The sequence below is a fragment of the Halorubrum sp. SD683 genome (assembly GCF_002135045.1).
Classification (GTDB): domain Archaea; phylum Halobacteriota; class Halobacteria; order Halobacteriales; family Haloferacaceae; genus Halorubrum; species Halorubrum ezzemoulense.
In genome coordinates this window covers 1-22387 of sequence record NZ_NEWJ01000044.1, presented here as the reverse complement: position 1 = coordinate 22387, position 22387 = coordinate 1, and the positions used below count along the sequence as shown (strand labels likewise).

Annotated in this window: 22 protein-coding genes and 1 pseudogene; 15 read left to right on the top strand and 8 right to left on the bottom strand. The window is 69.1% G+C overall.

The window, feature by feature from the left end:
- Nucleotides 1-138 precede the first annotated feature (138 nt).
- The 8 genes from B9G49_RS11180 (at nucleotide 139) to tgtA (ending at nucleotide 7501) form a co-directional block, all read left to right on the top strand.
- Nucleotides 139-882, top strand: coding sequence for a lipoate--protein ligase (locus B9G49_RS11180; RefSeq protein ID WP_086216417.1), 744 nt, complete (start codon nucleotides 139-141; stop codon nucleotides 880-882).
- A 66-nt stretch (nucleotides 883-948) separates the two neighbouring features.
- Nucleotides 949-1347 carry a 30S ribosomal protein S6e gene (locus tag B9G49_RS11175; RefSeq protein WP_049929755.1) on the top strand — a complete coding sequence of 133 codons (399 nt, stop codon included), beginning with the start codon at nucleotides 949-951 and terminating at the stop codon, nucleotides 1345-1347.
- A gap of 10 nt (nucleotides 1348-1357) precedes the next feature.
- The gene (locus tag B9G49_RS11170; protein ID WP_086216416.1) at nucleotides 1358-1825 is read left to right on the top strand and encodes a hypothetical protein; all 468 of its coding nucleotides are present in this window, start codon (nucleotides 1358-1360) and stop codon (nucleotides 1823-1825) included.
- Between the two features lie 96 nt (nucleotides 1826-1921).
- Entirely contained in the window at nucleotides 1922-3007 is a 1086-nt protein-coding gene (locus B9G49_RS11165) for an Lrp/AsnC family transcriptional regulator (RefSeq protein ID WP_086216415.1), read from the top strand.
- A 31-nt stretch (nucleotides 3008-3038) separates the two neighbouring features.
- Nucleotides 3039-3710 carry a bifunctional precorrin-2 dehydrogenase/sirohydrochlorin ferrochelatase gene (locus B9G49_RS11160; RefSeq protein ID WP_086216414.1) on the top strand — a complete coding sequence of 224 codons (672 nt, stop codon included), beginning with the start codon at nucleotides 3039-3041 and terminating at the stop codon, nucleotides 3708-3710.
- Nucleotides 3707-5047, top strand: a complete 1341-nt coding sequence (hemA, locus tag B9G49_RS11155) for a glutamyl-tRNA reductase (RefSeq protein ID WP_086216413.1) — start codon at nucleotides 3707-3709, stop codon at nucleotides 5045-5047. The genes B9G49_RS11160 and hemA overlap by 4 nt, the downstream gene beginning before the upstream one ends.
- 77 nt (nucleotides 5048-5124) lie before the next feature.
- Nucleotides 5125-5937: a Nif3-like dinuclear metal center hexameric protein gene (locus B9G49_RS11150; protein WP_086216412.1), complete on the top strand. Its 813-nt coding sequence runs from the start codon at nucleotides 5125-5127 to the stop codon at nucleotides 5935-5937.
- 85 nt (nucleotides 5938-6022) lie between these two features.
- Nucleotides 6023-7501, top strand: coding sequence for a tRNA guanosine(15) transglycosylase TgtA (gene tgtA / locus B9G49_RS11145; RefSeq protein ID WP_086216411.1), 1479 nt, complete (start codon nucleotides 6023-6025; stop codon nucleotides 7499-7501).
- Between the two features lie 84 nt (nucleotides 7502-7585).
- Here the strand turns inward: tgtA and B9G49_RS11140 are convergent, their stop codons facing one another.
- Nucleotides 7586-7918 carry an uS10/mL48 family ribosomal protein gene (locus tag B9G49_RS11140; RefSeq protein ID WP_049929748.1) on the bottom strand — a complete coding sequence of 111 codons (333 nt, stop codon included), beginning with the start codon at nucleotides 7916-7918 and terminating at the stop codon, nucleotides 7586-7588.
- Nucleotides 7919-8090: 172 nt separating this feature from the next.
- Here B9G49_RS11140 and B9G49_RS11135 point away from each other — a divergent pair, with 172 nt between their 5' ends.
- The 3 genes from B9G49_RS11135 (at nucleotide 8091) to B9G49_RS11125 (ending at nucleotide 9861) form a co-directional block, all read left to right on the top strand.
- The gene (locus B9G49_RS11135; RefSeq protein WP_049929747.1) at nucleotides 8091-8537 is read left to right on the top strand and encodes a bis(5'-nucleosyl)-tetraphosphatase; all 447 of its coding nucleotides are present in this window, start codon (nucleotides 8091-8093) and stop codon (nucleotides 8535-8537) included.
- Between the two features lie 97 nt (nucleotides 8538-8634).
- Nucleotides 8635-9630 (top strand): DUF5787 family protein, encoded by a 996-nt coding sequence (locus B9G49_RS11130; RefSeq protein ID WP_086216410.1) that lies wholly within the window; start codon nucleotides 8635-8637, stop codon nucleotides 9628-9630.
- A gap of 21 nt (nucleotides 9631-9651) precedes the next feature.
- Complete coding sequence (locus B9G49_RS11125; RefSeq protein WP_086216409.1) at nucleotides 9652-9861, top strand: hypothetical protein; 210 nt, start codon at nucleotides 9652-9654, stop codon at nucleotides 9859-9861.
- Nucleotides 9862-9882: 21 nt separating this feature from the next.
- On the opposite strand, the gene B9G49_RS11120 is transcribed toward B9G49_RS11125, so the two are convergent.
- Entirely contained in the window at nucleotides 9883-12960 is a 3078-nt protein-coding gene (locus tag B9G49_RS11120; RefSeq protein ID WP_086216408.1) for an FAD-binding and (Fe-S)-binding domain-containing protein, read from the bottom strand.
- 147 nt (nucleotides 12961-13107) lie between these two features.
- On the opposite strand from B9G49_RS11120, the gene B9G49_RS11115 reads away from it, so the two are divergent.
- Nucleotides 13108-13422, top strand: a complete 315-nt coding sequence (locus tag B9G49_RS11115) for a PRC-barrel domain-containing protein (RefSeq protein ID WP_049929743.1) — start codon at nucleotides 13108-13110, stop codon at nucleotides 13420-13422.
- A gap of 37 nt (nucleotides 13423-13459) precedes the next feature.
- On the opposite strand, the gene B9G49_RS11110 is transcribed toward B9G49_RS11115, so the two are convergent.
- The 4 genes from B9G49_RS11110 to B9G49_RS11095 form a co-directional block, all read right to left on the bottom strand.
- Nucleotides 13460-13786 carry a hypothetical protein gene (locus B9G49_RS11110; protein WP_049929742.1) on the bottom strand — a complete coding sequence of 109 codons (327 nt, stop codon included), beginning with the start codon at nucleotides 13784-13786 and terminating at the stop codon, nucleotides 13460-13462.
- Between the two features lie 46 nt (nucleotides 13787-13832).
- Nucleotides 13833-14249 (bottom strand): hypothetical protein, encoded by a 417-nt coding sequence (locus B9G49_RS11105; RefSeq protein ID WP_049929741.1) that lies wholly within the window; start codon nucleotides 14247-14249, stop codon nucleotides 13833-13835.
- A 66-nt stretch (nucleotides 14250-14315) separates the two neighbouring features.
- On the bottom strand, nucleotides 14316-15011 hold the full coding sequence (locus B9G49_RS11100) for a hypothetical protein (protein WP_086216418.1): 696 nt from the start codon (nucleotides 15009-15011) through the stop codon (nucleotides 14316-14318).
- Nucleotides 15012-15107: 96 nt separating this feature from the next.
- On the bottom strand, nucleotides 15108-15668 hold the full coding sequence (locus tag B9G49_RS11095; protein ID WP_086216407.1) for a thioredoxin family protein: 561 nt from the start codon (nucleotides 15666-15668) through the stop codon (nucleotides 15108-15110).
- A 178-nt stretch (nucleotides 15669-15846) separates the two neighbouring features.
- Here B9G49_RS11095 and B9G49_RS17335 point away from each other — a divergent pair.
- Nucleotides 15847-16206: pseudogene (locus B9G49_RS17335) on the top strand (AbrB/MazE/SpoVT family DNA-binding domain-containing protein).
- Nucleotides 16170-16580, top strand: a complete 411-nt coding sequence (locus tag B9G49_RS11085) for a PIN domain-containing protein (protein ID WP_049929738.1) — start codon at nucleotides 16170-16172, stop codon at nucleotides 16578-16580. The pseudogene B9G49_RS17335 and the gene B9G49_RS11085 overlap by 37 nt, the downstream one beginning before the upstream one ends.
- Before the next feature lie 153 nt (nucleotides 16581-16733).
- On the opposite strand, the gene B9G49_RS11080 is transcribed toward B9G49_RS11085, so the two are convergent.
- Nucleotides 16734-17678 (bottom strand): DUF368 domain-containing protein, encoded by a 945-nt coding sequence (locus tag B9G49_RS11080; RefSeq protein WP_086216406.1) that lies wholly within the window; start codon nucleotides 17676-17678, stop codon nucleotides 16734-16736.
- A 43-nt stretch (nucleotides 17679-17721) separates the two neighbouring features.
- Nucleotides 17722-20880: an oligosaccharyl transferase, archaeosortase A system-associated gene (locus tag B9G49_RS11075; protein ID WP_086216405.1), complete on the bottom strand. Its 3159-nt coding sequence runs from the start codon at nucleotides 20878-20880 to the stop codon at nucleotides 17722-17724.
- Nucleotides 20881-21135: 255 nt separating this feature from the next.
- Here B9G49_RS11075 and B9G49_RS11070 point away from each other — a divergent pair, with 255 nt between their 5' ends.
- Complete coding sequence (locus tag B9G49_RS11070) at nucleotides 21136-22284, top strand: glycosyltransferase family 4 protein (RefSeq protein WP_086216404.1); 1149 nt, start codon at nucleotides 21136-21138, stop codon at nucleotides 22282-22284.
- Nucleotides 22285-22387: the final 103 nt, after the last annotated feature.

Genomic DNA, 22387 nt, shown 5'->3' with positions numbered 1-22387 from the left:
CGATACCGGTACCAACTCCAGCGCCGACAAAACTGTTGTGTCACGCCCCGGCGCCCCCCCGGGGCCCTCGGTGTCTCCCCGCCCCGAGCGACCGCGCTCGGCGCAAGGGGCTTGTGTGCCGCCGCCGTCGGCACGTCCATGCGCGTGTACAGGGGCGAGTTCGCGACCCCGGCGGCCGACCGGGAGCCGGCGGGCGACCTGCTCGCGTCGGCCGCGGAGGGGGTCCCGGCCGTCCGCGTCACGGCGCCGCCGAAGCAGGTCGCCTTCGGCCGGCGGGACGCCCGCGAGCCGGGGTTCGACCGGGCGAAGCGGGCGGCGCGCGCGGCCGGATTCCCTGCCGTCGAGCGCGACGTGGGCGGTCGCGCGGTCGCGTACACCGGGTCGACGCTCTCGTTCGGCGTCGCAGTACCGACCGGCGGCGACCGGGGGGCGACCGACTGCCGGTACGAGACCGCGACCGAGACGCTCCGCGACGCGCTCCGCGACCTCGGCGCCGACGTGGTCCGCGGCGAGCCCCCGGCCGCGTTCTGCCCCGGCGAGCACTCCCTGCGCGTCGCTGGGGGCGGTGCGACGGAAACCGGCGGGGCCGCGGGCGGCGGGAAGGTCGCCGGGCTCGCGCAGCGCGTGCGCGCCGACGCGGCGCTTGTCGCCGGCGTCCTCGTCGTCTCGGCGGCGGACGCCGCGCCGATCGCGTCGGTCACCGAACCGGTCTACGACGCGCTCGGCCTGTCGTTCGATCCCGGCTCGGTCGGGAGCGTCGCCGACGCCGGCGGTCCGGACGACCCCGACGCCGTCGCCCGCGCGGTCGAGACCGCGTTCGTGGAGGGGCCGTGGGGCGACGGCGAGCGCCGGATCGTGCGCGTCGGCGGGGCAGCCGACTGAGCGCTGCGCGGCGCGCGGTTCCGACGTTTCGACGTGCTTTTTATGCGCGGGGGTCTGCGTTCGGGCATGGCCGAATTCAAAGTCGTCGTCGCCGACCCCGAGACCGGCGAGACGTTCCAGCGAGAGGTCGACGGACAGGACGCCAACCGATTCCTCGGTCGCGAACTCGGCGACGAGATCGGCGGCGACGCCGTCGGGCTCTCCGACCATACGATCGAACTCACCGGCGGCTCCGACGAAACCGGGCGCCCGATGCGCGAAGACGTCTCCGGCACCCGCCTGAAGGAGCTCCTCCTCGAGGGCGGCGTCGGCTTCGAGCCCTCCCGCGAGGGCGAGCGCAAGCGGATAACCGTCCGCGGCCGCGAGGTCGACGACGACATCGCGCAGATCAACGCGAGCGTCGTCGACGGCGACGGCGACGTGGCGGCCGCGCTCGGCGAGGGCGACGACGACGCCGACGAGTAACGGCGCTTCGATGCCTCGCGTTCCCTCCGACGGCGAGGACGTTTCCTCGGTTCGCGTCTCGGTCGCCCGGAGCGGCGGCACTCGCCGCCCCTGCGTCAGACTTCCCGACGACGACGCGCTCGACGGGCGCGTCGAGTCCGGGACCTGCGACGCGCTCGGAGTGAGTCAGGGGGACCTGATCCGCGTCGCGATCGGTCGCGACGAGTACCACGCGCGTGTCGCGGCCGACTCGCGCGGGCGGCTCCTCCGCGGCGCGTTCGACAACCGGCGGCTGGCGCGCGAGTCCGGCGAGGGGACGAACCGGCTGGTCGAGTGGCTCGACGCGAACGGCCGGGAGCCGGGCGAGAGCGTCGTCCTCGACGTGGTGGTGTCCGGCGAGCTGTACGGGCTGCGGATCCCCGGCGAGCGGACCGTGTACGACGCGGACCGCGGGCCGCGGTCGTCGCTCGCCGACATCGCCCGCGACGTGGACGGGTAGCTCCCGGAGCGCGCCGGGCGTCGACGGTCACCCTCCGCCGCGGCGGCGCGGCGTCAGGTCGGATCGCTTATTCTCGCGCGGCCCCGAGGTCGGTCCATGCAGGAGGTCGACGCGGACCTGACGGCGCTCGACCGCGCGATCATCAACGCGTTCCAAGGCGGCTTCCCGGTCGCGGAGCGCCCCTTCGACGCGGCGGCGGCCGCGCTCCGCGAGCGCGGCGTCGACGTGACGGGACCGGAGCTGTGCGAGCGCGTCCGCGAGCTCGACGAGGAGGGGATCCTCTCGCGGTTCGGCGCGCTCGTCAACGCCGAGGAGATCGGCGGCGCCGCCTCGCTCGTCGCGATGCACGCGCCCGAGGACCGCTACGACGAGGTCGTGGAGACGGTGAACGAGTTCACCGCGGTCGCACACAACTACGAGCGGGAGCACCCGCACCTCAACATGTGGTTCGTGGTGAGCGTCGCGGACCACCCGGACCCCGACAAGGACGGGAGCGACCGCGTCGAGGAGGTGCTCGCGGAGATCGAGGACGCGACGGGCCAGGAGACGTACAACCTCCCGAAGCTCCGGGAGTTCCACGTCGGCGCGAAGTTCCTCGTCGACGGCCCGGTCCCCGACGGCGACGTGGACCTCTCGGGGCTCGGGCCCGATGTCTCGCCCAGCGACCGCGGAACGTTGACGCCCGACGAGCGCGACCTCGTCGTCGAGATCCAGGGCGGGCTCCCGGTGACCGAGACGCCGTACGCCGACGTGGCCGCTGCGGTCGGCGCCGACGTGGACTGGGTGATCGAGACGATCAAGCGGTTCGAGCGGGAGGGGAAGGTGCGCCGCGTCGGCGTCATCCCAAACCACTACGCGCTCGGCTACACGGAGAACGGGATGACCGTCTGGGACGTGCCCGAAGACGCCCTTGACGAGGTCGGCCCCGCCGTCGCCGACCTAGGCTTCGTCACGCACTGCTACGAGCGCCCGCGCCACGCCGGCGTTTGGGAGTACAACTTCTTCGCCATGACGCACGGCCGCACCGAGGCCGAGAGCGAGCGCCGGATCGCCGAGGTCAGGGAGCTGATGGACGACTACTGGGACGTCGGCGCGGACGACTGGGACACCCTGTTCTCGACGCGCATCCTGAAGAAGACCGGTATCCGCATCGCGGACCGGGCGGACAGCAACACGGCGTGACTCCCCGAATCGCGGGGACCGGAGGCCGTCCGTGACGCCGCTGTACCACGACTTCGCGGGCGAGACGGTGGTCGTCTTCGGCGGCGGCGCCGTCGGCTCGCGGAAGGCCCGCGGCTTCGACGAGGCCGCGCGCGTCGTGGTCGTGAGTCCCGACTTCGACGAGCGATTGCCCTCGCCCGACGACCCCGAGGCGGAGCGCGACACCGCGATCGAACTGCTACGCGCCGCTCCGGACGCCGACGCGGTCGCCGGCTGGATCGATCGGCTCGGTCCCGCGCTCGCGGTCGCCGCGACCGACGACGCCGCGGTCAACGCCGCCGTGGAGTCGGCCGCGCTCGACCGCGGGATCTTGGTCAACCGGACCGATGTCTCCGGGGGTCGCGACCCCGGGAGCGTCGTGGTGCCCGCGACGGTGGAAGACGAGCCGGTGACCGTCGCGCTCTCGACGGGCGGGACCAGCCCCGCGCTCGCGAAGGCGTTACGCGAGCGGATCGAGGCCGAGATAGAGGGGGCGGGCGAGATGGCGGCGCTCTCTGGCGAGATCCGCGAGGAACTGAAATCCGAGGGTATACCTCCCGAGAAACGCCGGGAAGCGGTTCGCCGCGTTGTCAGATCCCGGGGGGTTTGGAAGGGTTTACAAAAGGGGAGATCCAACGGACGGCAAGAGGCCGACACCGTGATCGAAGAGGTACTCGACCGATGAGAGAGACGGGTGCGATCGCCGGCGTGAGCGTCGCCCACGCCGACGCGACCGTCGACGAGATCGAGGCCGCCGGCGGCGACGGCGTCCGCGCGACCGTCTCCGACCTGCTCGCGCGAGAAGGGGTCGAAGAGGCGTTCGCGGTGCAGACGTGTAACCGCTCGGAGGCGTACGTCGTCACCGACCGGACCGTCGACGGCACGACGGCGCTGTCGACGTTCGCGCCGGACGTCCGCGGCGGCGCGGTCCGCCGCCTCGACCACGAGGAGAGCCTGGAACACCTGATGCGCGTCGCCTCCGGGCTGGAGTCGCTCGTGCTCGGCGAAGACCAGATCATCGGGCAGCTGCGGGAGGCCTACGAGGAGTCGAAGTCCGCCGGCGGCATCGGCCCCGTCCTCAAGGACGCCGTGACGAAGGCGCTCCACGTCGGGGAGCGGGCGCGGACGGAAACCGAGATCAACGAGGGCGTCGTCTCGCTCGGTTCCGCCGCGGTCCGGCTCGCGGCGGACGAGATCGACCTCACCGACGGCTCGGCCGTCGTCGTCGGGGCCGGCGAGATGGGGACGCTCGCGGCCCGGGCGCTCGACGACACGCCGGTCTCGGACATCGTCGTCGCGAACCGCACCGTCCCGCACGCGGAGTTCGTCGCCGAGGAGGTCGACACGCCCGCGGAGGCGGTGCCGCTCGCGGACCTCCCCGCCGTGGTCCCCGACGCCGACCTCGTCGTCACCGCGACCGGCAGCCCCGACCTCGTCGTCCACCCGTCGTACGTCGACGGCGCCGGCCGGGTCGTCTGTATCGACATCGCGCAGCCCCGCGACGTCGATCCGGCGGCCGGCGCGCGCGAGGGCGTGACCGTCTTCGACATCGACGACCTCGAAGACGTGACCCAGCGGACTAGGGAGAGCCGCGCCGCGGAGGCGCGCGAGGTCGAGTCGATCATCGACGCGGAGCTCGACCGCATCCTCGAGGCGTACAAGCGCAAGCGCGCCGACGACGCCATCTCGGCGATGTACGCCGGCGCGGACCGGGTGAAGGCGCGCGAGCTCGACCTCGCGATGTCGAAGCTGGAGGCGCAGGGCGACCTCACGGACGAGCAGCGTCAGACGGTCGCCGACCTCGCCGACGCCCTCGTCGGCCAGCTGCTCGCCGCCCCGACGCGCTCGCTCCGAGACGCGGCCGGCGAGGACGACTGGGAGACGATCCGCACGGCGCTCCGGCTGTTCGACCCCGACTTCACGCCGAAGACGGGCGACTCGGCCGAGTCGGACGCTCCCGACGCCGGGGTCGGCTCCCCGGACGCGGTCCCGGACTCCGTCGCCGAGGAGCTCGACGACTGACCCCCGACCGCCGGCCCCGACGTTCTCGACCGCGCCCGCTCCGCGCCCTTTATTCGCCGACACGCACACCGACCGGTATGAAGCTCTCCGAGTACGTCGACCGACTCGACGAGGAGCTCGACACGGCCGCGTACGCCGACGTCGACGCGAGCGCGAACGGCCTTCAGGTCGGCCCGGGCGGCGAGGCCGCTAGCCCGGGCACCGGACCCGCCGACGACCCCGAGGTCGAACGGGTCGCCTTCGCGGTCGACGCCGCGACGGCGACGATCGAGGCCGCCGCGGACGCGGGCGCCGACGTCCTCGTGGTCCACCACGGGCTCTCGTGGGGCGGCATCGAATGCGTGACCGGTCGCGTCCACGACCGGATCGCGGCGCTCATCGAGCACGACATCGCGCTGTACGTCTCGCACCTCCCGCTCGACGGCCACCGGGAACTGGGCAACGCGGCGGGCGTCGCCACCGAGATCGGACTCGAAGACCGCGACCCCTTCGGCGAGATCGGCCCGGTGACGATCGGCACGATCGGGGAGACGGCGGCGCCGCGCTCGGCGGACGCGCTCCGCGAGACGCTCGACGGGTTCGAGGGCCAACCGGACGGCGAGCCGTCGCCCACGCGCGTCCTGGACTTCGGGCCCGACGAGGTCGAACGGGTCGCGGTCGTCACCGGCTCCGGGGTAGACTGGCTCGACGAGGCGGTCGCGGCGGGCGCGGACGCGCTGATCACGGGCGAGGGGAAACAACAGGTGTACCACGACGCCCGCGAGGCCGGGGTGACAGTCTTCCTCGCCGGCCACTACGCGACGGAGACGTTCGGCGTTCGGGCGCTGGAGTCGCTGACCGCCGACTGGGGCGTCGAGACGACGTACCTCTCGCATCCGACCGGGCTCTGAGCCCCGCCCGCGCCGGGCGGCGGCCCCTGCGGGCGCGCTCGCCGCCGAACGCAACCCTTACCGCTCGCGTCCGCGCAGTCCGGGTATGCGCGATCACTTCGAGATCCGGGACCACGACGCCGCCGGGCGGATCGGTCGGCTGACGGTCCCCCGCGCCGACGTCACGGTCGAGACGCCGGCGCTCCTGCCCGTGGTCAACCCCAACGTGCTCACGATCGAGCCGGAGCGGCTCCGCGAGGAGTTCGGCGCGGAGATGCTGATCACGAACTCCTACATCATCCGCAGCACGGACCGCATCCGCGACCGCGTGCTCGACGAGGGGCTCCACGAGTTCCTCGGCTTCGACGGCGCGATCATGACCGACTCGGGCTCCTTCCAGCTGGCCGAGTACGGCGACATCGACGTGACGACCGAGGAGATAATCGAGTTCCAGCGACAGATCGGCAGCGACGTGGCGACGCCCGTCGACGTGCCGACGCCCCCGGACGCCGACCGCGAGCGCGCCGAGTCAGAGCTCGAGACGACGAAGCAGGCGCTCGCAGACGCCGAGGCCGCCGAGACCGGCGAGATGCTCGTCAACGGGCCGGTCCAGGGGGCGACGTACGCCGACCTCCGCGAGGAGGCGGGGCGCCACGCGGCCGCGACCGACCTCGACGTGTTCCCGGTCGGGGCGATGGTGCCGCTGCTCAACTCGTACCGCTACGCCGAGGTGGTCGAGGCGGTGCGCGCAGCGAAGCGCGGGCTCGGGCCAGGGGCGCCGGTCCACCTGTTCGGGGCCGGCCACCCGATGATGCTGGCGCTCGCGGTGGCTGCTGGCTGCGATCTGTTCGACTCGGCCGCGTACGCGCTGATGGCCCGCGACGGCCGCTACCTGACGGTCTCGGGCACCGAACACCTCGAAGCGCTCGACTACTTCCCCTGCTCGTGTCCCGTGTGCGCCGACCACGAGCCGGCGGACCTCCGCGGCTTCGACGACGGCGAGGCGGAGCGGCTGCTCGCCGAGCACAACCTCCACGTCACCTTCGAGGAACTGCGCCGCGTGAAGGAGGCGATCCGCTCGGGGACGCTGCTGGAGCTGGTCGACCGCCGCGCCCGCGGCCACCCGGCGATGCTCGACGGCTACCGCGCGCTGCTCGACCACGCCGACGAACTGGAGCGGACCGACCCCGGGTCGAAGGACGCGTTCTTCTACACCTCGCGGGAGGCGGCCCGTCGCCCCGAGGTGTTGCGACACCACGACCGACTCGATCGGCTGGCGGCGCCCGACGACCTCCTGCTCACCGAGTCGAAGGCCCCCTCGAATCACGCGTACGACGCGGTGTGGCGCGTGAAGCCACCGTTCGGGCCGTATCCGCCCGCGCTCTCGGAGACGTACCCGCTCACCGCCGAGGTTCCGGAGCGGACCGACGGTGCGGCGCAGGTCGCCGCGGCGGCGGGTGTGGCCGCGCTCGCGGCGGCAAACCCGGAGACGACGCTCACGCTCGGGCACGACGCGTGGTGCGACGCCGCGTTGGCGCGGCTGCCGGACCGCGTCGAGACGGAGAACCTCCGGACGCTCGGTTGAGCCGGCGCTGGCGCGTGGATTCCGACGCGGCGAAAACCGCAGCCGTGACCGGAGTCGTCGGTCGGTTCGGCGGCGTCGAGCGACTCAGTCGCGCCGGTGACCGAGCGGTTTCTTCTGGCCGACCTCGACCTCGACGTGGATCGAGTCGGGGAAGCCGCGCGCGACGACGGACCGCGCGATGTCGTCGGCGCCGTGGATCTCCATCGAGCGGTGATACACGTCGTAGCGCCACGGCGAGAACTCGTCGCCCGGTGAGAGGTCCTTGTACAGCGGCACGGTGACGCGCTCCGAGGGGCTCGCGTGCGGGCCCTTACACTCGGCGCCCTTGCGTTCGAGCGTCTCTTTGAGCTCTTGGACAGTCTCGGCGAGCACGTCGCGGTCGCCGGACGCGAAGTGGAGTTTCGTGACGAAGGTCATGGCTGGGGGTCGTGCGTGAATGACCGCCGGAGCGGTAAAAACGCACCTACCCGCGGTCGCCGCGCGAGACCCCGCCGCGAATCCGGCCGAAGACCGGTCGACGCGGCCAAGCCGTTCGGATCCGTTCGGGAGTCCGACACGCTCTTTAGGGGTGATCGCTTACCTGCGGCCAATGACGGTCGAAGCGACCAGTGCCGGAGCCATCCTCTTCCGCGATACCCGCGGCGAACGGGAGTACTTGCTCCTGAAGAGCCGACCGGGGGACTGGGAGTTCCCCAAAGGCGGGGTCGAGGGGGACGAGGAGCTCCAGCAGACGGCGATACGAGAAGTCGGCGAGGAGGCCGGGATCGAGGATTTCCGGCTGATCGACGGGTTCCGCGAGGAGTACGACTACGTGTTCGAGGCGAACGGCAAGACCATCCACAAGACGGTCCACCTGTTCATCGCCCGCTCGTTCGAGGCGAGCGCCGAACTCTCGAAGGAGCACCGCGACCTCCAGTGGCGCGACTACGACCAGGCGCTCAACACGATCACCCAAGACGGCCCGCGCGAGATCCTCGAGGAGGCCCACGTGTACCTCGACGAGCGGAAAGACGAGGAGGACGGGAAGTACGTCTGATCGGGGGGCGGGGACGGGCGCGCGATCGATCGGCCGACAGCGGGCGCCCCCGCCCCGAGCGTTTCGCTTTTGTTCGCGCCCCGCGACGGTGTGAACAGTGACGCCCGACGCCGAGTTCGGCTACGAGCTGCTGGTCTGTCGGTACGCCGAGCTGGAGTGGCACCCGAGCGAGGGACGCCGTCCCGCGCTCATCGCCCGCCAGCTCGGCACGCAGGCGCGCCGCTGGGACACCGTCGTGATCGAGGTCGGCCCCGCGGCGTTCGAACGGCGGCGCGCGTTCGGCGACCGGGCCATCGACTCCGACCTCCTCCACGTCGTCCGCGGCGCGCCCGCCGCGTGGGCGTGGTACCGCGACGCGCTGCCCGACCCCGGCTACCCGTGGCGCTACGTTCGACAGGCGGTCCACCGGGCGGCGGGCCGCGGCCTGATCGAGAAGCGGCGCGACGGGAACCGGATCCAGATCCGCCGCAAGCGACCGTATCCGGACTGGGTCGAGCGGATCGTCGCGGTCGAGAACAAGCCGGACCTAGACGCCAGCGCGGCCGACAGGCTCGCCGACCAGCTCGAACACGACGTCGAGACTGAGCTCGCCGACGAGGTCTGGCTCGCGACCGAAACGACCGGTGAACGCGTCGAGCCCGCCCTCCTCCGCGAGATGCCCGTCGAGGCCGGGGTCCTCGCGACCGACTTCTCCGCGGGCGTCGACGCCGACGCGGTCGACGTGGCGTGGCACCCGAGCGCCCTCTCTCCCGGACCGGGCGAGCGACGTGACGCCGCGACGGAGACGCTCCGCCTAGAGATCGCCGAGCGCGCTTACGGGAAGGGGTGGCGCACCTTCCACGACACGATGCGGCCGGACTGCCGACACTTCGAACTCCGCCGCGAGGGGCGCGCGCTCGTCCCCTACTGCGCGGCGAAGGGGAAGGTCCCCACCGCGCGGGAGTGTTCGGGGTCCTGTCCGGAGTTCTCGCCGGAACCCCCGCAGTGGCGCACGAATGGGTGGCCGATCGAGGGCGGACCGGGGAAGGGTATCGAGCGGCTGCTGGCGCGGCGTCGCGAGCGCGAACGAGATCGGGTCGAAAGCGTTGAGTGACCGAGGGCGCCAGCAGGTCGCATGCGGTTCCCGAACCCTCCGCTCTCCGAGTATGCGCTCAACACGGCCGTCGTGGTCCTCACGCTTGGGATCCTCCAGTACACCGGTTGGCTCTCCGAGGACCCCGGCGGGCTTGACCCGGCGTTTCTCGCCGTGGTCGCGGTGACGTTCCCGGCGTTCTCGTACCTCATCGCGCTTGCCGGGGCGAACGTGTGGTCTGACGCCGGGTGACCGCCCGAACGAGCCGTCCCCCTACGCCAGCGCGGCCGCCAGCTTCTCCACGGGATGCGACGGCTCCGGCACTTCGCCCGGCCCCTCCTCCAGCTGCGTCCGGCAGGACGTTCCGGGGGCGACGAGACCGTCGCCGTCGCTGGCGTCCACCTGCTCGAAGAGGTTCTCGCCGATCGCCTTGCTCATCGAGTAGTGCTCGGCCTCGTAGCCGAACGAGCCCGCCATCCCACAACAGGAGGAGTCGAGCGGGTCGACGCCGTAGCCCGCGCGCCGGAGGACGCCGACCGCGTGGTGGTCCTTCTTCGTCGCCTTCTGGTGACAGTGACCGTGGTAGGTGAGCGACTCCGTCGGGGCGTCGAAGGAGAGAGTCTCGTCGAGCCGGTGGGCGTCGACGTACTCCATGACGCCGTAGGCGTTCTCCGAGACGGCGGCCACGTCCTCGTCCGGCACGTCGCTGGCCTCGCCGTCGAGCAGGTCGTGGTAGTCGGACTGGAGCATCACGGCGTCGGACGGTTCGACGACGACCACCTCCCAGTCATCCCGGACCCGGGGGGCGAGCGTTTCCACGGCGTCCCTCGCCGTCGCGCGCGACACGTCGAGCATCCCCTTCGAGTGTGGCGGCCGCCCGCTCCCGTCGACGTCCGGGATCTCGACGTGGCAGTTCGCGGCCTCCAGCACGCGCACCGCGGCCTTCCCCGCGCCGGGGTTCGTGTAGGTCGTGTACACGTCGGGGAACAGCAGCACGTCGCGGTCGGCCTCCTCGCGCGAGACGCCCGCGCCGCCGCGGGCTTCGAACCAGTCGACGAGGGTCTCAGAGCGGAACTCGGGGAGGTCCCGCTCCCTCGCGATCCCGAGCGCCTTCTCCGCGATGAGCCCGCTCCCTGGGATCTTGTTCGGGAGGTTCGAGAGCGGCGCGAGCTTCGAGGCGAGCGGCGCGAGCGACTCGAAGCGTCCGAGCAGCCGCGTCCGCAGATCGATCCCGTGCTCCTCGTGGTGGGCGTGCTCGACCTCCGCCTTCAGCTTCGCCATGTCGACGCCGCTCGGGCAGTCCACCTTACACCCCTTACAGCCGACGCAGAGGTCCATCACCTCGGTGACGAACTCGTCGTCCGTCGGGTCGTCCGGGAGCTCGCCGGAGATGGCCCCGCGGAGCATGTTCGCCCGCCCGCGGGTCGACTGGACCTCTTCCTCGGAGGCGCGGTAAGTGGGACACATCACGCCGCCGGTGGTCTCCTGCGGGCCGCGGCAACCGCCGCAGCCGTGGCAGAGCTCCACCATCCCCTGCATCCCGTTGTCGACCGCCCACTCCATCGCGGGGTCGAACCCGGCGTCGTACTCGTAGTCGGCGTCGAACCGGAGGTTCTCGCCCATGTCGACATCGCCGCAGACGTTGCCCGGGTTGAGGAGCCAGTCGGGATCGAACGCGGTCTTGAGGTCGCGGAACGACTCCCAGAGGTCGTCGCCGTACAGCTTCCGGTTCCACTGGGTCCGCGCGCGGCCGTCGCCGTGTTCGCCCGAGACGGAGCCGCCGAGCCGGACCACCGCGTCGGTGACGCGGTCGGCGATGTCGAGCATCGCCTCCACGTCGTCGACCTCCTTCGTGTTGATGAGCGGACGGATGTGTAACACACCCGGGCCGGCGTGCGCGTAGAAGGTGGCAAAGGTGTCGTTGTCCTCCAGAATCTCTTGGAACTCGCGGGTGTACTCCGGGAGGTGTTCCGGCGGGATGGCGCAGTCCTCGATGAAAGAGATGTGCTTCTCGTCGGTGGTGCGCGAGAGGAGGATCGGTAGCCCCGCCTTCCGCATCTTCCAGAACCGGTCGCGCTCGTCCGGGTCGTGCGCTTCCAGCGCGTCGACTGCGCGGCGAGGGTGGCTCGTCGTCTCTGCGGCGCCCGCGCTCGGGTCTGTCGTCGTCTCGACGCGGGCTCCCGCGGCGCCGTCGGCCGCGCCGACCCGGTCCGCGATCAGGTCCGCGACCTTCTGTTCTCCCGTCGCGTCGGCCTCGGCGTAGAACTCGATGAGCAGCACGGAGTCGGTGCCGTCGGGTAACATCCCGACGACATCCTCGAACTCCGGCGTGTCGGCCGCGAGCCCGAGGAGGACGTCGTCCATTACCTCGACAGCGGCGGGGTCGTGTTCGAGGCACGCGGCGACGTCCTCCATCGCGTCGAGGAGGTCCTCGTAGGTCAGCAGCGCGACCGCCTTCGTCTCCGGGATCTCGACGAGCGAGACGGTCGCCTCAGTCACGGTCGCGAGCGTCCCCTCGCTGCCGGCCATGAGGCGGCCGAGGTTGACGACGCCCTCCTCGCCGTGCTCGCCGCGGTACTCGGCGAGCAGGCGGTCGAGGTTGTAGCCGGAAACGTTCCGCTTCAGCTCCGGGAAGCGCTCGTCGATCTCGTCGGCCTCCTCGTCGAGGATCCGCACGACCTCGGCGTGGATCCTCGGGAGGAGCCCGTCGGCGTCGGGGTCCGCTGACTCGCGGAGCTCCTCGACCGCCACCTCGCCGAACGTCGTCACGGTGCCGTCGGCGAGGACGACCTCCAACTCCTCGACGTAGTGGTCCGTCTTGCCGTACTTCAGCGAGTGCGCGCCGGTGGAGTTGTTGCCGATCGCCCCGCCGACCGCGGACTTGTCGCGCCACGCCGGGTCGGGTGCGAACTTCAGCCCGGCCGGTTCGACCGCGGCGTTGAGGTCGCCCACGTACGCGCCAGCCTGAACGCGGGCGGTCTCCGCGTCGGGGTCCGTCGACAGCACGCCGTCCATCTCGTCGGTCAGGTCGAGGACGACCGCCTCGTTCACGGTCTGGCCGGCGAGCGAGGTACCGCCGCCGCGGGGGAGGACGGGGATCCCCTCCTCGAAGCAGTACTCGTGGACCGCGGCCACGTCCGCGGTCGACTCCGGGATCACGACGCCGATCGGCGTGACCTCGTACGCCGAGGCGTCGGTCGCGTACAGCCGCTTCGAGTAGTCGTCGAACCGCACGTCGCCGTCCACTCGGCGATCGAGCGCGTCGACGAGATCCGGCCGTTCCACCGTCCCGCCGGTGTAGTCGAAGTCCCCGCCGTCTGTCGGGTCCGGCTCCGAGGTGTTCGTCGCCATACGAATCCCTCACGGTCGAATTATGAAAAACCTCCTGCCGTCGGCGCGCGGCGGGAACCCGGGCCGCGGGACCAGCCCGCGCTCACCGTCCGACGCGCGTCGTTCGACAACGAACGCTTAATAGGCGCGCTCGTGACCGTACCGAGTATGAACGCAGCCCCCGAGGAGATCACGTCGCTCGTCGGTCGCGAGGTGTACTCGAGCAACGGCGTCTTCGTCGGCGAAGTCGAGGACATCCAGCTCGATCTGGACGCCCGCGCCGTGACCGGACTCGCGCTCGCCGAACTCAACCACGAGCTGTTCGCCGGGCAGGTGGGCGGCTCGACCGGCGTCATCGTTCCGTACCGCTGGGTCCGCGCCGTCGGCGACGTCGTCCTAATCAACGACGTCATCGAACGATACGACGCCGGCGAGCCCGACGAGGAGGCGCCGGAGGTCGAGGCGCGCTCGGAGGCGCGCTAGGCGCGGCCGGCCGCTCCCAGACCCCCTTGGCTCCCGCTCAGAACGGCAACGCGTCGCGGAGGCTGGCGATCACGCCGCGCTCCTCGCGGCGTGCCTCGTCGAACACCGGGTACAGGGCGTCGAGGAACTCGGTCTCGTTCTCGAACTTCTCTTGCGGCACGCGGTCGAGCGCGTCCGCGAGCGCGAGGGAGCGCCCCTGCGCGTCGTAGGGCACCTCCTGATCGCCCAGCGCGTCGCGGAGCTCCGCGGTCGTCGCGGGGAACGACACGTCCGCCTCGTCGAGCCGGGCGTCGAGCGCGGCGATACCGAACTCGATAGCCTCGGGCTCTTTCGTGTCGCCGCCGCCGGGTGGCCGTGCTGCCATTACGCCGGGGTATTCCCTCCGACGGCTTGAAACCCCTGTTCTCCGCTCACTCCGGCACGGATTCGCTCGGCGGAGCGGCGTCGACGACCGCCAGTTCGACTCCCGTTCCGGAGCGGTCGAAGGCCGCGACAGAGTCGCCGTCGTACGGCGGGACGGCGACGATCACCACGGCCGCGAGGTCGTCGGTGCGCGACACCCCGAGGAACCCGTCCGGGTGCGAGAGGAACCGCGCGCCCCCCTCGCCGGCCGGCGTGCCGAGGTCGACGCCGAACACGGAGTTGACCGAATTCCCGACCGACGGCAGCGTGAAGTGAGTCACCACCGGCGTCTCCGGGTCGAGCCCGATGTCGGCCTCGAACTCGCCGGCCGGCGTCGCGGAGAGCCGGACGTTCACACCGTCTGGGTCCTCGCTCGCGGCGCGCTCGCGGAGTACGGCCAGTAGGTCGCGGGTGACGTAGATCACTGTTCGACCTCCGCTATGGGACGGATTGGCAAAAGGACACGCACGGGTCGTCCCGCTCGGTCGCGTTCAGAACGGCAGCGCGGACGCGAGCGTCTTCGCGTACAGCCCGGGCGCCTTGCGCCGCGAGTCCGAGATGGCGTCCTCGACGGCGACCGCGGCTCGCTCGTGGACGCCGACGCCGTGACCGACGAGCACGCGCTCGGGGTCGAGCCCGGAGAGCGCGCTCGTCGGCGGGGTGAGCCGCAGCATCGGGTGGACGCCGAGGCGCTCGCGGTCGCCGCGGAAGTACGACGCGGACCCGAGCGACTCCGGGACGATCAGCGTCTCGCCGTCGAAGAGCCCGACCTCCTGCCACGGCGGCACCGACGAGTCGCGGATCCGGATCGCCTCGAAGCCGGTGTCCGCGAGCCGCGACCCGAACCGCTCGACGTCGACATCGGGGCCGAGATCCTCGGTGACGCCGGTCATCCACTCGGGGACGTACACCGGGGCGTCGTGGCGGGCGGCGAGTTCGCCGCTGTCGCGCACGTGGCGGTCCAGTCCGACCACGACGCCGGCGACGGAGCCAAGCCCGTCGAGGAGGTCGTCGACACCGGCCGCGTCGACCGGGTCGACGACCCACACGTCGTCCGCGTCCGCCTCCTCGTTCTCGACCGCGAACGCGTGGCTCGCGCGCTCCATCGTCTCGTCGGGGTACGCGATCCAGCCGACGCCGCCGTCGTACCGGTCGATCTCGTGAAGGTCCGGCTCGTCGCCTTTCATGCTCATACCACCCGTTCGACCCGGTCCCTTGTTAAGTCGTCTCTGTTAGTGCGGCGTTCCGACTTCGGGAGGGCGTCGGTCGCTCACTACCGTCCGCTACTCGCCGGGCCACTTGATGGAGCAGCCGCGCGAGGGCCGGTCCGGAATCTCGACGTCCTCACCCGCGAGGACGGCGTCGACTGCGTCGCGGATGTAGAACTCTGTCGGCTCGTCGTCGGGGTTGAGCGCGTCGTCGAGCCGGCCGTGGTAGCGCAGCCGCCACTCGCCGTCCTCGCGGCTGAAGAGGAACGGGTCGGGCGTACAGACGGCGTCGTAGGCGGCCGCGACCTCGCCGGTCTCGTCGCGAAGGTACGCGTCGTACGCGACGGTGCCGTCGGCGACGGCCTCGCGCATCGCCTCGAAGGAGTCCTCCGGGTATGCGTCGGCGTCGTTGGGGTTGATCCCGACGACCGCGAGGTCGTCGTACTCGGCCGCAATCTCGTTCAGCAGGTCGATCTTCGCCTTCGCGTACGGGCAGTGATTACACGTGAACACGACGAGCAGCGCGTCCGTCTCGAAGTCGTCGCGCGCGTGGGTTTCGCCGTCCGCGCCGGGCAGTTCGAAGTCGGGCGCGGCGCCGTCGCGGTCGAGTTCCGAGTCGGATTCCATCTGGACCATACGCGGCTGTACGGGCGGACACTGAAAAGGCGTTGCGAGCTACTCTAGGTGTCGAGTCAGGGTCCACGACGGGCCGCACACTCGAGACCGGCGAGTCAATGTCTGATCTGATCTATTAACTACCTAACTCAACGCTAGCGTTTTATATGACCAAACAAAAGTATTAATAAGAAATAGTATAAGCGAGACGGAGTCTGAAAAGGTGGTGTCCGTAACGTCGCGCGGGCAAGCCACAATCCCGAAGAAGTTCCGTGAGGAGTTGGGTATCGACACGCCCGGCCGTGTGAAGTTCATTCGCACTGAAGAGGGCGACATCGTTGTCCGCCCCATCCGCTCGGTTACAGACCTGCGTGGAGTTTTGGAAGGAAAAACCGATTAGCAGGGGTGCTCAGCAACGGAGCGCTTCCAAGAGGAACGTACAGCGGACAAAGCCAGTGAAGAAGAGTTGCGACAGCGCTACGCCGGTGACGACGAGGCTGACGAACGACGGACTGCGCTGAGATTCCCGAAACGATCGTCTTCGACGCTGAACCACTAATCGCGTGTTTTTGTAACGAACCAGGGAGCGACACCGTCGAAACGTACGTTGACGCCATTGAAGGCGCAGCAGACGGTTACATCTCGGCGATCAATCTTGCCGAGGTCCACTATATCGTGCGGGCAATCGACGGCGAGGACCGGGCTGATGCCGTCGTCGACGTCCTCGAGGAAAGTGGCATCCGTCGCATCGACACCGAACAGACATGGGCGCGAGCAGCCGACTTCAAATTCCGCTACTCGCCAGCACTCGATGATGCTTTTGCGCTCGGGACAGCAGCCCACGTCAGCGGGGTGCTGTTGGTCGGTGCCGACGACGGCTACGACGATGTCATCGATGTTCCGATCACTCGGTTCCGGACCGAACCAGCTTGACTTCCTCCACGACTGTTGTGGGCTCTCCCCTCTGTTCTCTGTAAGGTCGGCCAGAACCCGGGCCACCGACAAGGCCACCCATTTGGGGGTGGTTGGTGACGGCAGACTAGCTGTGACCCGCTTTCCCTTCTTGGCCGCGACCGGACCCGCCGCTCAGTACTCGATCGCCGCGGAGTAACGATTCAGAACGGCCACGAGCCCGGCACCGACGAGCGCCGCCAGCGCGAACCGCGGGGCGGCCGCCCGCCACGACTCGCCGCTCTCGGCCAGCCGGGCGGACACCTCCACGAGCGGCGCGCGCAGCGCCCCGACGATCAGGCTCACGAGGAAGGCGAGCGTCGCGGCCCGCGCCCGGGCTAGCGCGTATCGGACGGCGTGGGCGATCGTGAAGAGCCCGCCGACGCCGCCGAGCAGGAACGCCGCCACCGGCGGCAGCGTCTCGACGAGCGCGTCTCCCCCGTTTCCGAGCGCGAGCGCGCCCGCGCCGTCGACGAATCGAGACACGACGCCGGACATGTACTCGTACTGGCCGAGGACGATAAGCAGCAGCGAACCCGAGATCCCCGGCAGCACCATCGCGCTGACCGCGACCGCCCCGGCGACGAAGACGACCGGCAGCGAGCTCCCGAGCGCGGTCGCGGCGACGCCCGACGCGAGGAACGCGAGCGCGAACCCGGCGACTGCGGCGGACTTCCGGCGCGGCGTCGAGAGGTCGACGTCGCCGAGCAACACCGCGGCGCTCGCCGCGATCAGCCCGAAGAAGAAGCCGTACGTCGCCACCGGTTGCGTGGCGAGCAGGCGGTTCACCGCGCTCAACACGGTCACGACCGCGGTCCCGATCCCACCCCCCAGCACGAGGAGGAAGGCGCCGTCGACCTCCCGGAACGCGGCCCGAGCGTCGGCGCGGCGTCCGGGCCGCACGCCCGCGAGCACGCGGCGCGCTCGCTCGGGGTCGACCGCGGTGACCGCCGCGATCAGGCGCTCGTAGATCCCGACGATCAGGGCGATGGTGCCGCCGGAGACGCCCGGGACGGCGTCGGCGCTGCCCATCGCCACGCCCTTCAGATACAGCGTCGCCCAGTCGCGGAGTCCGGCCATTCGTACGATAAAAAGCGGAGCGTCCGTAATGAAAGACCCGAGATCAGGCGGCCGCGGGCTCGGTGGGGGCGACCAGTCCGCTCGCGGTCGTCGCCGCGGTCGGCTCGGCGCCGAGCGGCGATCCCGCGTCGGTCGAGTTCGTCGAGCCGCCGCCGTCACTCCCGCCGCCGACCGGGCAGTCGGCGTCGCCGCTCGGACAGTCCACGATTTGCTCTTCGAGTTCGACGGTGGCTGCGGCGTCGTCGGCGCCGACGACTTGGCCCTCGGTCACCTCGACTTGGCCGACGCGCTGTGTAGTGTAGAGGTCGTCGCCGGTCGTTCGCTCGGTAGTGACATTGTACGGGCCGGTCGCGCGGACGCTCGTGTTCGTGTACCCGTTCTCGGGGCCGAACTCGTCGTACCCCGTCGTCGAGTACGGGAGCGTGAACTCGAAGTTCCCGTCGTCGTCCGCGGTCGCGTACTGCGTGTACTCGAACGTCTGTCCGTTCGGCTTCTCGAGTTCGACCGTCGCCTCGACCTCCTGACCGGGGGCCGCGCCCGATCCCTCGACGGTCGCGCCCGGCACCCGCTCGAACGTCTTGACGAAGTCGTCGCTGAACGCGCCGAACAGCGACTGACCGAACGTCGCCCGGAGGTCGACGCCGAACCGCTGGGCGAGTATCTGCGCCTGCTGGGCGTACGGAGACCGACCCGGCGCCTGCGTGGCGTGGACCAACCGGTAGTGTTCGAGTGCGTCGATGCGGTCCGTCGGGACGCCCATCACGCCGCCGATCTGCGCCGAGCCGTCTTCCTCGACGTATGACCGCGCGGCAGAGAGGTTGTCGAACCGCTGGACCGGCTGTCCTTCGCTCGGCAGGACCTTGATATCGACCTGCTCGCCGGACTGGGTCTGTGCCGTCTGCGGCTCCCAGTCGAGGACGACCGGGTCCGGCTCGACCGCGCTCCCGTAGTGCTGGTAGAGCCGGATCATCTGGCTCTCGTGGTAGCGCTGGGTGCGCGTCTGGAGGGCCGGCCGGAGTCCTCCCTGCTGCCCGTTCTGCCCTTGGACCCGCTCGTAGAGTAGCTCGTTGAAGTCGTTGACCGTCTCGTTCCCCGAGTAGAAGGTGACCGGCGCGTTGAACTTGGAGTTCGGCGACGCCATCTGCCAGTCGACCATCACGTAGCGGGTGTCGTTGCCCTCGGTGCTCTGGCTCGCGAGCACCTCCGCGGCCTCCTCCTCACTCGGTGCGAGCAGGTAGTCGGCCGCCTCGCCCGCGTTCTGCTGGAACGGGTTGGCGTTCGGGATCCGCTCGGCCCGCGTGGTGATCCAGTGGCCGTAGTCCCACCACGACTGGACGCCGTACGCGCCCTCGGGGTACTCGAAGTCGCCGTCGGCCGGCCGCTCGTAGGTGCCGTACAGCTCCATGGGGTTGTCGGCGCCCTCGAGCTCGCCCGGCTGGGGCGTTTCGTCGTTCATCCACTGGAGGCTCTCGTCCCACTGGACGACGCTGCCGGGACTGCTCGAGTTGCCCTCCACCCAGACCGGGGCGGCGCCGGCGGCCGGGAAGAGGAGCGGGAGGAGGAGGACAGCGAACACCGCGACCGCCGTCAGCACCTGCCATCCCTCGATGTCGCGGAGGGCGTCGAAGGAGGTGAGTTCGAGCGCGTCGAGCGCGACCTGGATGAAGTACGCCGTGCCGACCGCAACGACGACGGCGAAGTAGTAGTTGAAGCGGACTTGGGTGAACGCGGCGCTGCCGATGAACGCCGCCCACACGACGAAGTACAGCTCCTCGGCGTCGTACTCGACGAGCAGCGTCGCACCGACGAGGAAGGCGGCGGCGATGAGGAGACCGATCACCTGCCAGTCGACGCCGACGACGCCGCCGATCGCGCTGTACGCCTGCGGGACGGCGTAGACGGAGCCGATAACCGCGAGCGCGGCCGGGATGTATAGCGTGTGGTTCGTGTCGTCAGAGCGGTACAACGGCCGCGCGACGATGTAGAGGACTGCGGCAAGGGCGAGGAAGAAGGCGAGGCCGTACTGCGAGAGGACGAAGTTCGAGAAGGAGGCACCTTGGAGGGGCGGTTGGGCCTCGCCGATCGTGCGAGCTCCGGCGCTCGCGGAGAAGGCGACGGTGTTGAGGAGGTTACCTACTATCGTCGACCACAGCGACGGGAGGGCAAGCCAGACGAATCCCGCAGATGCGAGGATGAGCCCGCCGACCGCAGCGGGGTAGGTATTGGTCCCGAGGTCGCGCGCCTCCCACTGACGGGCGAGCCACGCGAGGAAGACGGCGCCGAGCGCGACGGCGAGCGGCGTGACGATCTGTAGGAACGAGTACTCGCTCACCGCGAACCGGAAGGTATCGAGCGGGATGACCTGCATCAGGCCAGCGACCGACAGTGCGACCGCGCCGGCGAACGCGACCGGCTCGGGACTTTTGCCGTGGTACGTGTCGCTTGTGAGTTTGACCGCGAGGAAGATCCCAGTGAAGCCGACCATCAGGATACCCGGCTGCCACGTCCACATGTAGAGGCCGAGCGCGACTCCGGCCGCGGCGGCGTAGGTGATCGGTTTACGGAGCGCGTCCCAGTCTTGGTCGACCACGAGCTCCCACACCGGCTTCTCGCGTTCGGCGACGCCGAGCGCGACGAGGAACGCGAGAATAGCGGTGCTCTGGAAGAGGACCTCAGCCGCGCTGTGGTCCGGGAACCCGACGAGGCTGTACCGGAGGAACGTCCCGGAGAACAGCGCCAGCGTCGCGGCGCCGACGAGTGCGGGCACGCGGTCAACGAAACGACGCGCGATGAAGTACGTCGGCACCGCGACGAGCGCGCCGGCGATTGGGGCCATGACGAGCATGACCTCCTCGGTACTGCCCATGATCGGTCGGGCGACCCAGATGCCGACCGCCATGATGTGATCCCAGAGAGTACCGAACTGGCCGGCGTTCGTTCCGAGCGGGAAGCCGGTCCAGACGTCGAACGGGAGCGTATTCGGCCAGTTTTCGAGGAGGTAACTCGTTGTGCGGAGGTGGTACCACGGGTCGTTCCCCCGGAAGTACACCTCGCCGTTCTGTACGAAATTCCCGTACGAGCGCAGTCGCGTCCACAACATGAATGCGACCACGCCGAGGAGGGCGGGAACGTGATACCACCGCGCGAGGAGATCGGACGGGGACGAGTCCGATTCGTCCGGCGGATCGTTCGAATCGCTCATTATCGCAAGGGACTGTCAAAACGCGCATAAGGCTTGTCATCTCCACACGAGAAGCCGTGCGCGTGAGTGTAGAAATTTCATAGTCACGCCGAACGATATTATATTTCACACACAGTAGTACGTATCAATCACACCTACTCAGAATGTATTATTCAATTAGTATTACTGGTGGCAAAATTAGAAAACAGAGTTATTTTGCTAACTGTTCCCGAACTGGCTTAAATACAGCTAAATGATAGCAAGATAGATAACGAAATGCAAGTCGCGTTTGTCACGCCGTATTATAACGGCGCTTGTGATGGGCGGTACGGGCGATTTCACGACTGGATTCACGCTGTCCGTGATACCGACAATCCACCGTTCGATGCCGATGTCTACGCGTTTACAGCAAGCAACATTGATGAGATGCTCATTTCAACACCATATGGCTACTTGGGGGAGGCGACAGAACTCTGGGGGACAAAATGGAACAAGGCAGAATTTCTATTAAACGCTCGGCGTATCCGCGAGGCACTCTCCGTAGGCAACTACGACATAGTTCACGTTCTGCCGATGGACACTATCGTGCTTCCGACAGTCTTGTCGATTATACCCGATGTTCCTATTATAATTGGACCAGACATCGGCGGATGGTCTCCCGTTCGACGCGGATCGTTTGAGCGGGAAAAGCCGGCAGCATGGGCAAAAAATCGTTTTCGGTATATCCTCAAGAACGGGCTTGCGCGCACTGTGAGGTATGACCGCGCCCTCGCATTCAGCGAGTACCACCGTGATATTCTCGAAAGCTTTGGTATCCCAACGGAACGCACGGACATACTGCGTCCCGGTGTTGCCGAGCGTTTCAACCCACGAATAGAACACAACTCAGGAAGCCCACCTCAACTCCTCTACGTCGGGGACTTCTCCGCGCACAAGGGCTACTTTCAGTTCCTCGATGCGCTTTCGCAAGTTGATCGGCCGTTTGACGCTCGCCTTATCGGTGCGGGTGATCCCGATTTTGAGCACATTCGTGATCTCGGTATTTCTGAGTCAGTCACTGTCGAGGGATTCGTCCCCCGCGCTGATCTGCCTACACACTATCGTGCCGCAGATCTCTTTATCCTGCCTTCGATCGACGAGATGGGGCCGAACACACAGATTGAGGCACTCGCCTGCGGGACGCCGGTCGTTGCCACCGACCGGCCCGGGATAAATGAATACGTGTCTGACGACGCCGCGGTATTCTTTTCTCCCCGCGATGCGAATACACTTGCTGAGGCTATAGAGCGTGCGCTCGACGACCTAGATAGATTAAAAAGAGGAGCACGAGAAATATCGACATCTTTCCGCGCAATCGACACAGCGGAAGCCCTTGCGGACACCTACCGTAATGTTCTAATACGCTCTTCTGTAGGAGATTGTTGATACTGGCGAGCTGTCGCTGTCGTGTCGAAGAGGACAAGGACACCGCGTCAGCGGTGTCCGACACGGATGATTCCGCTAGATGTGTTTGGGTCGGAATCGGTCG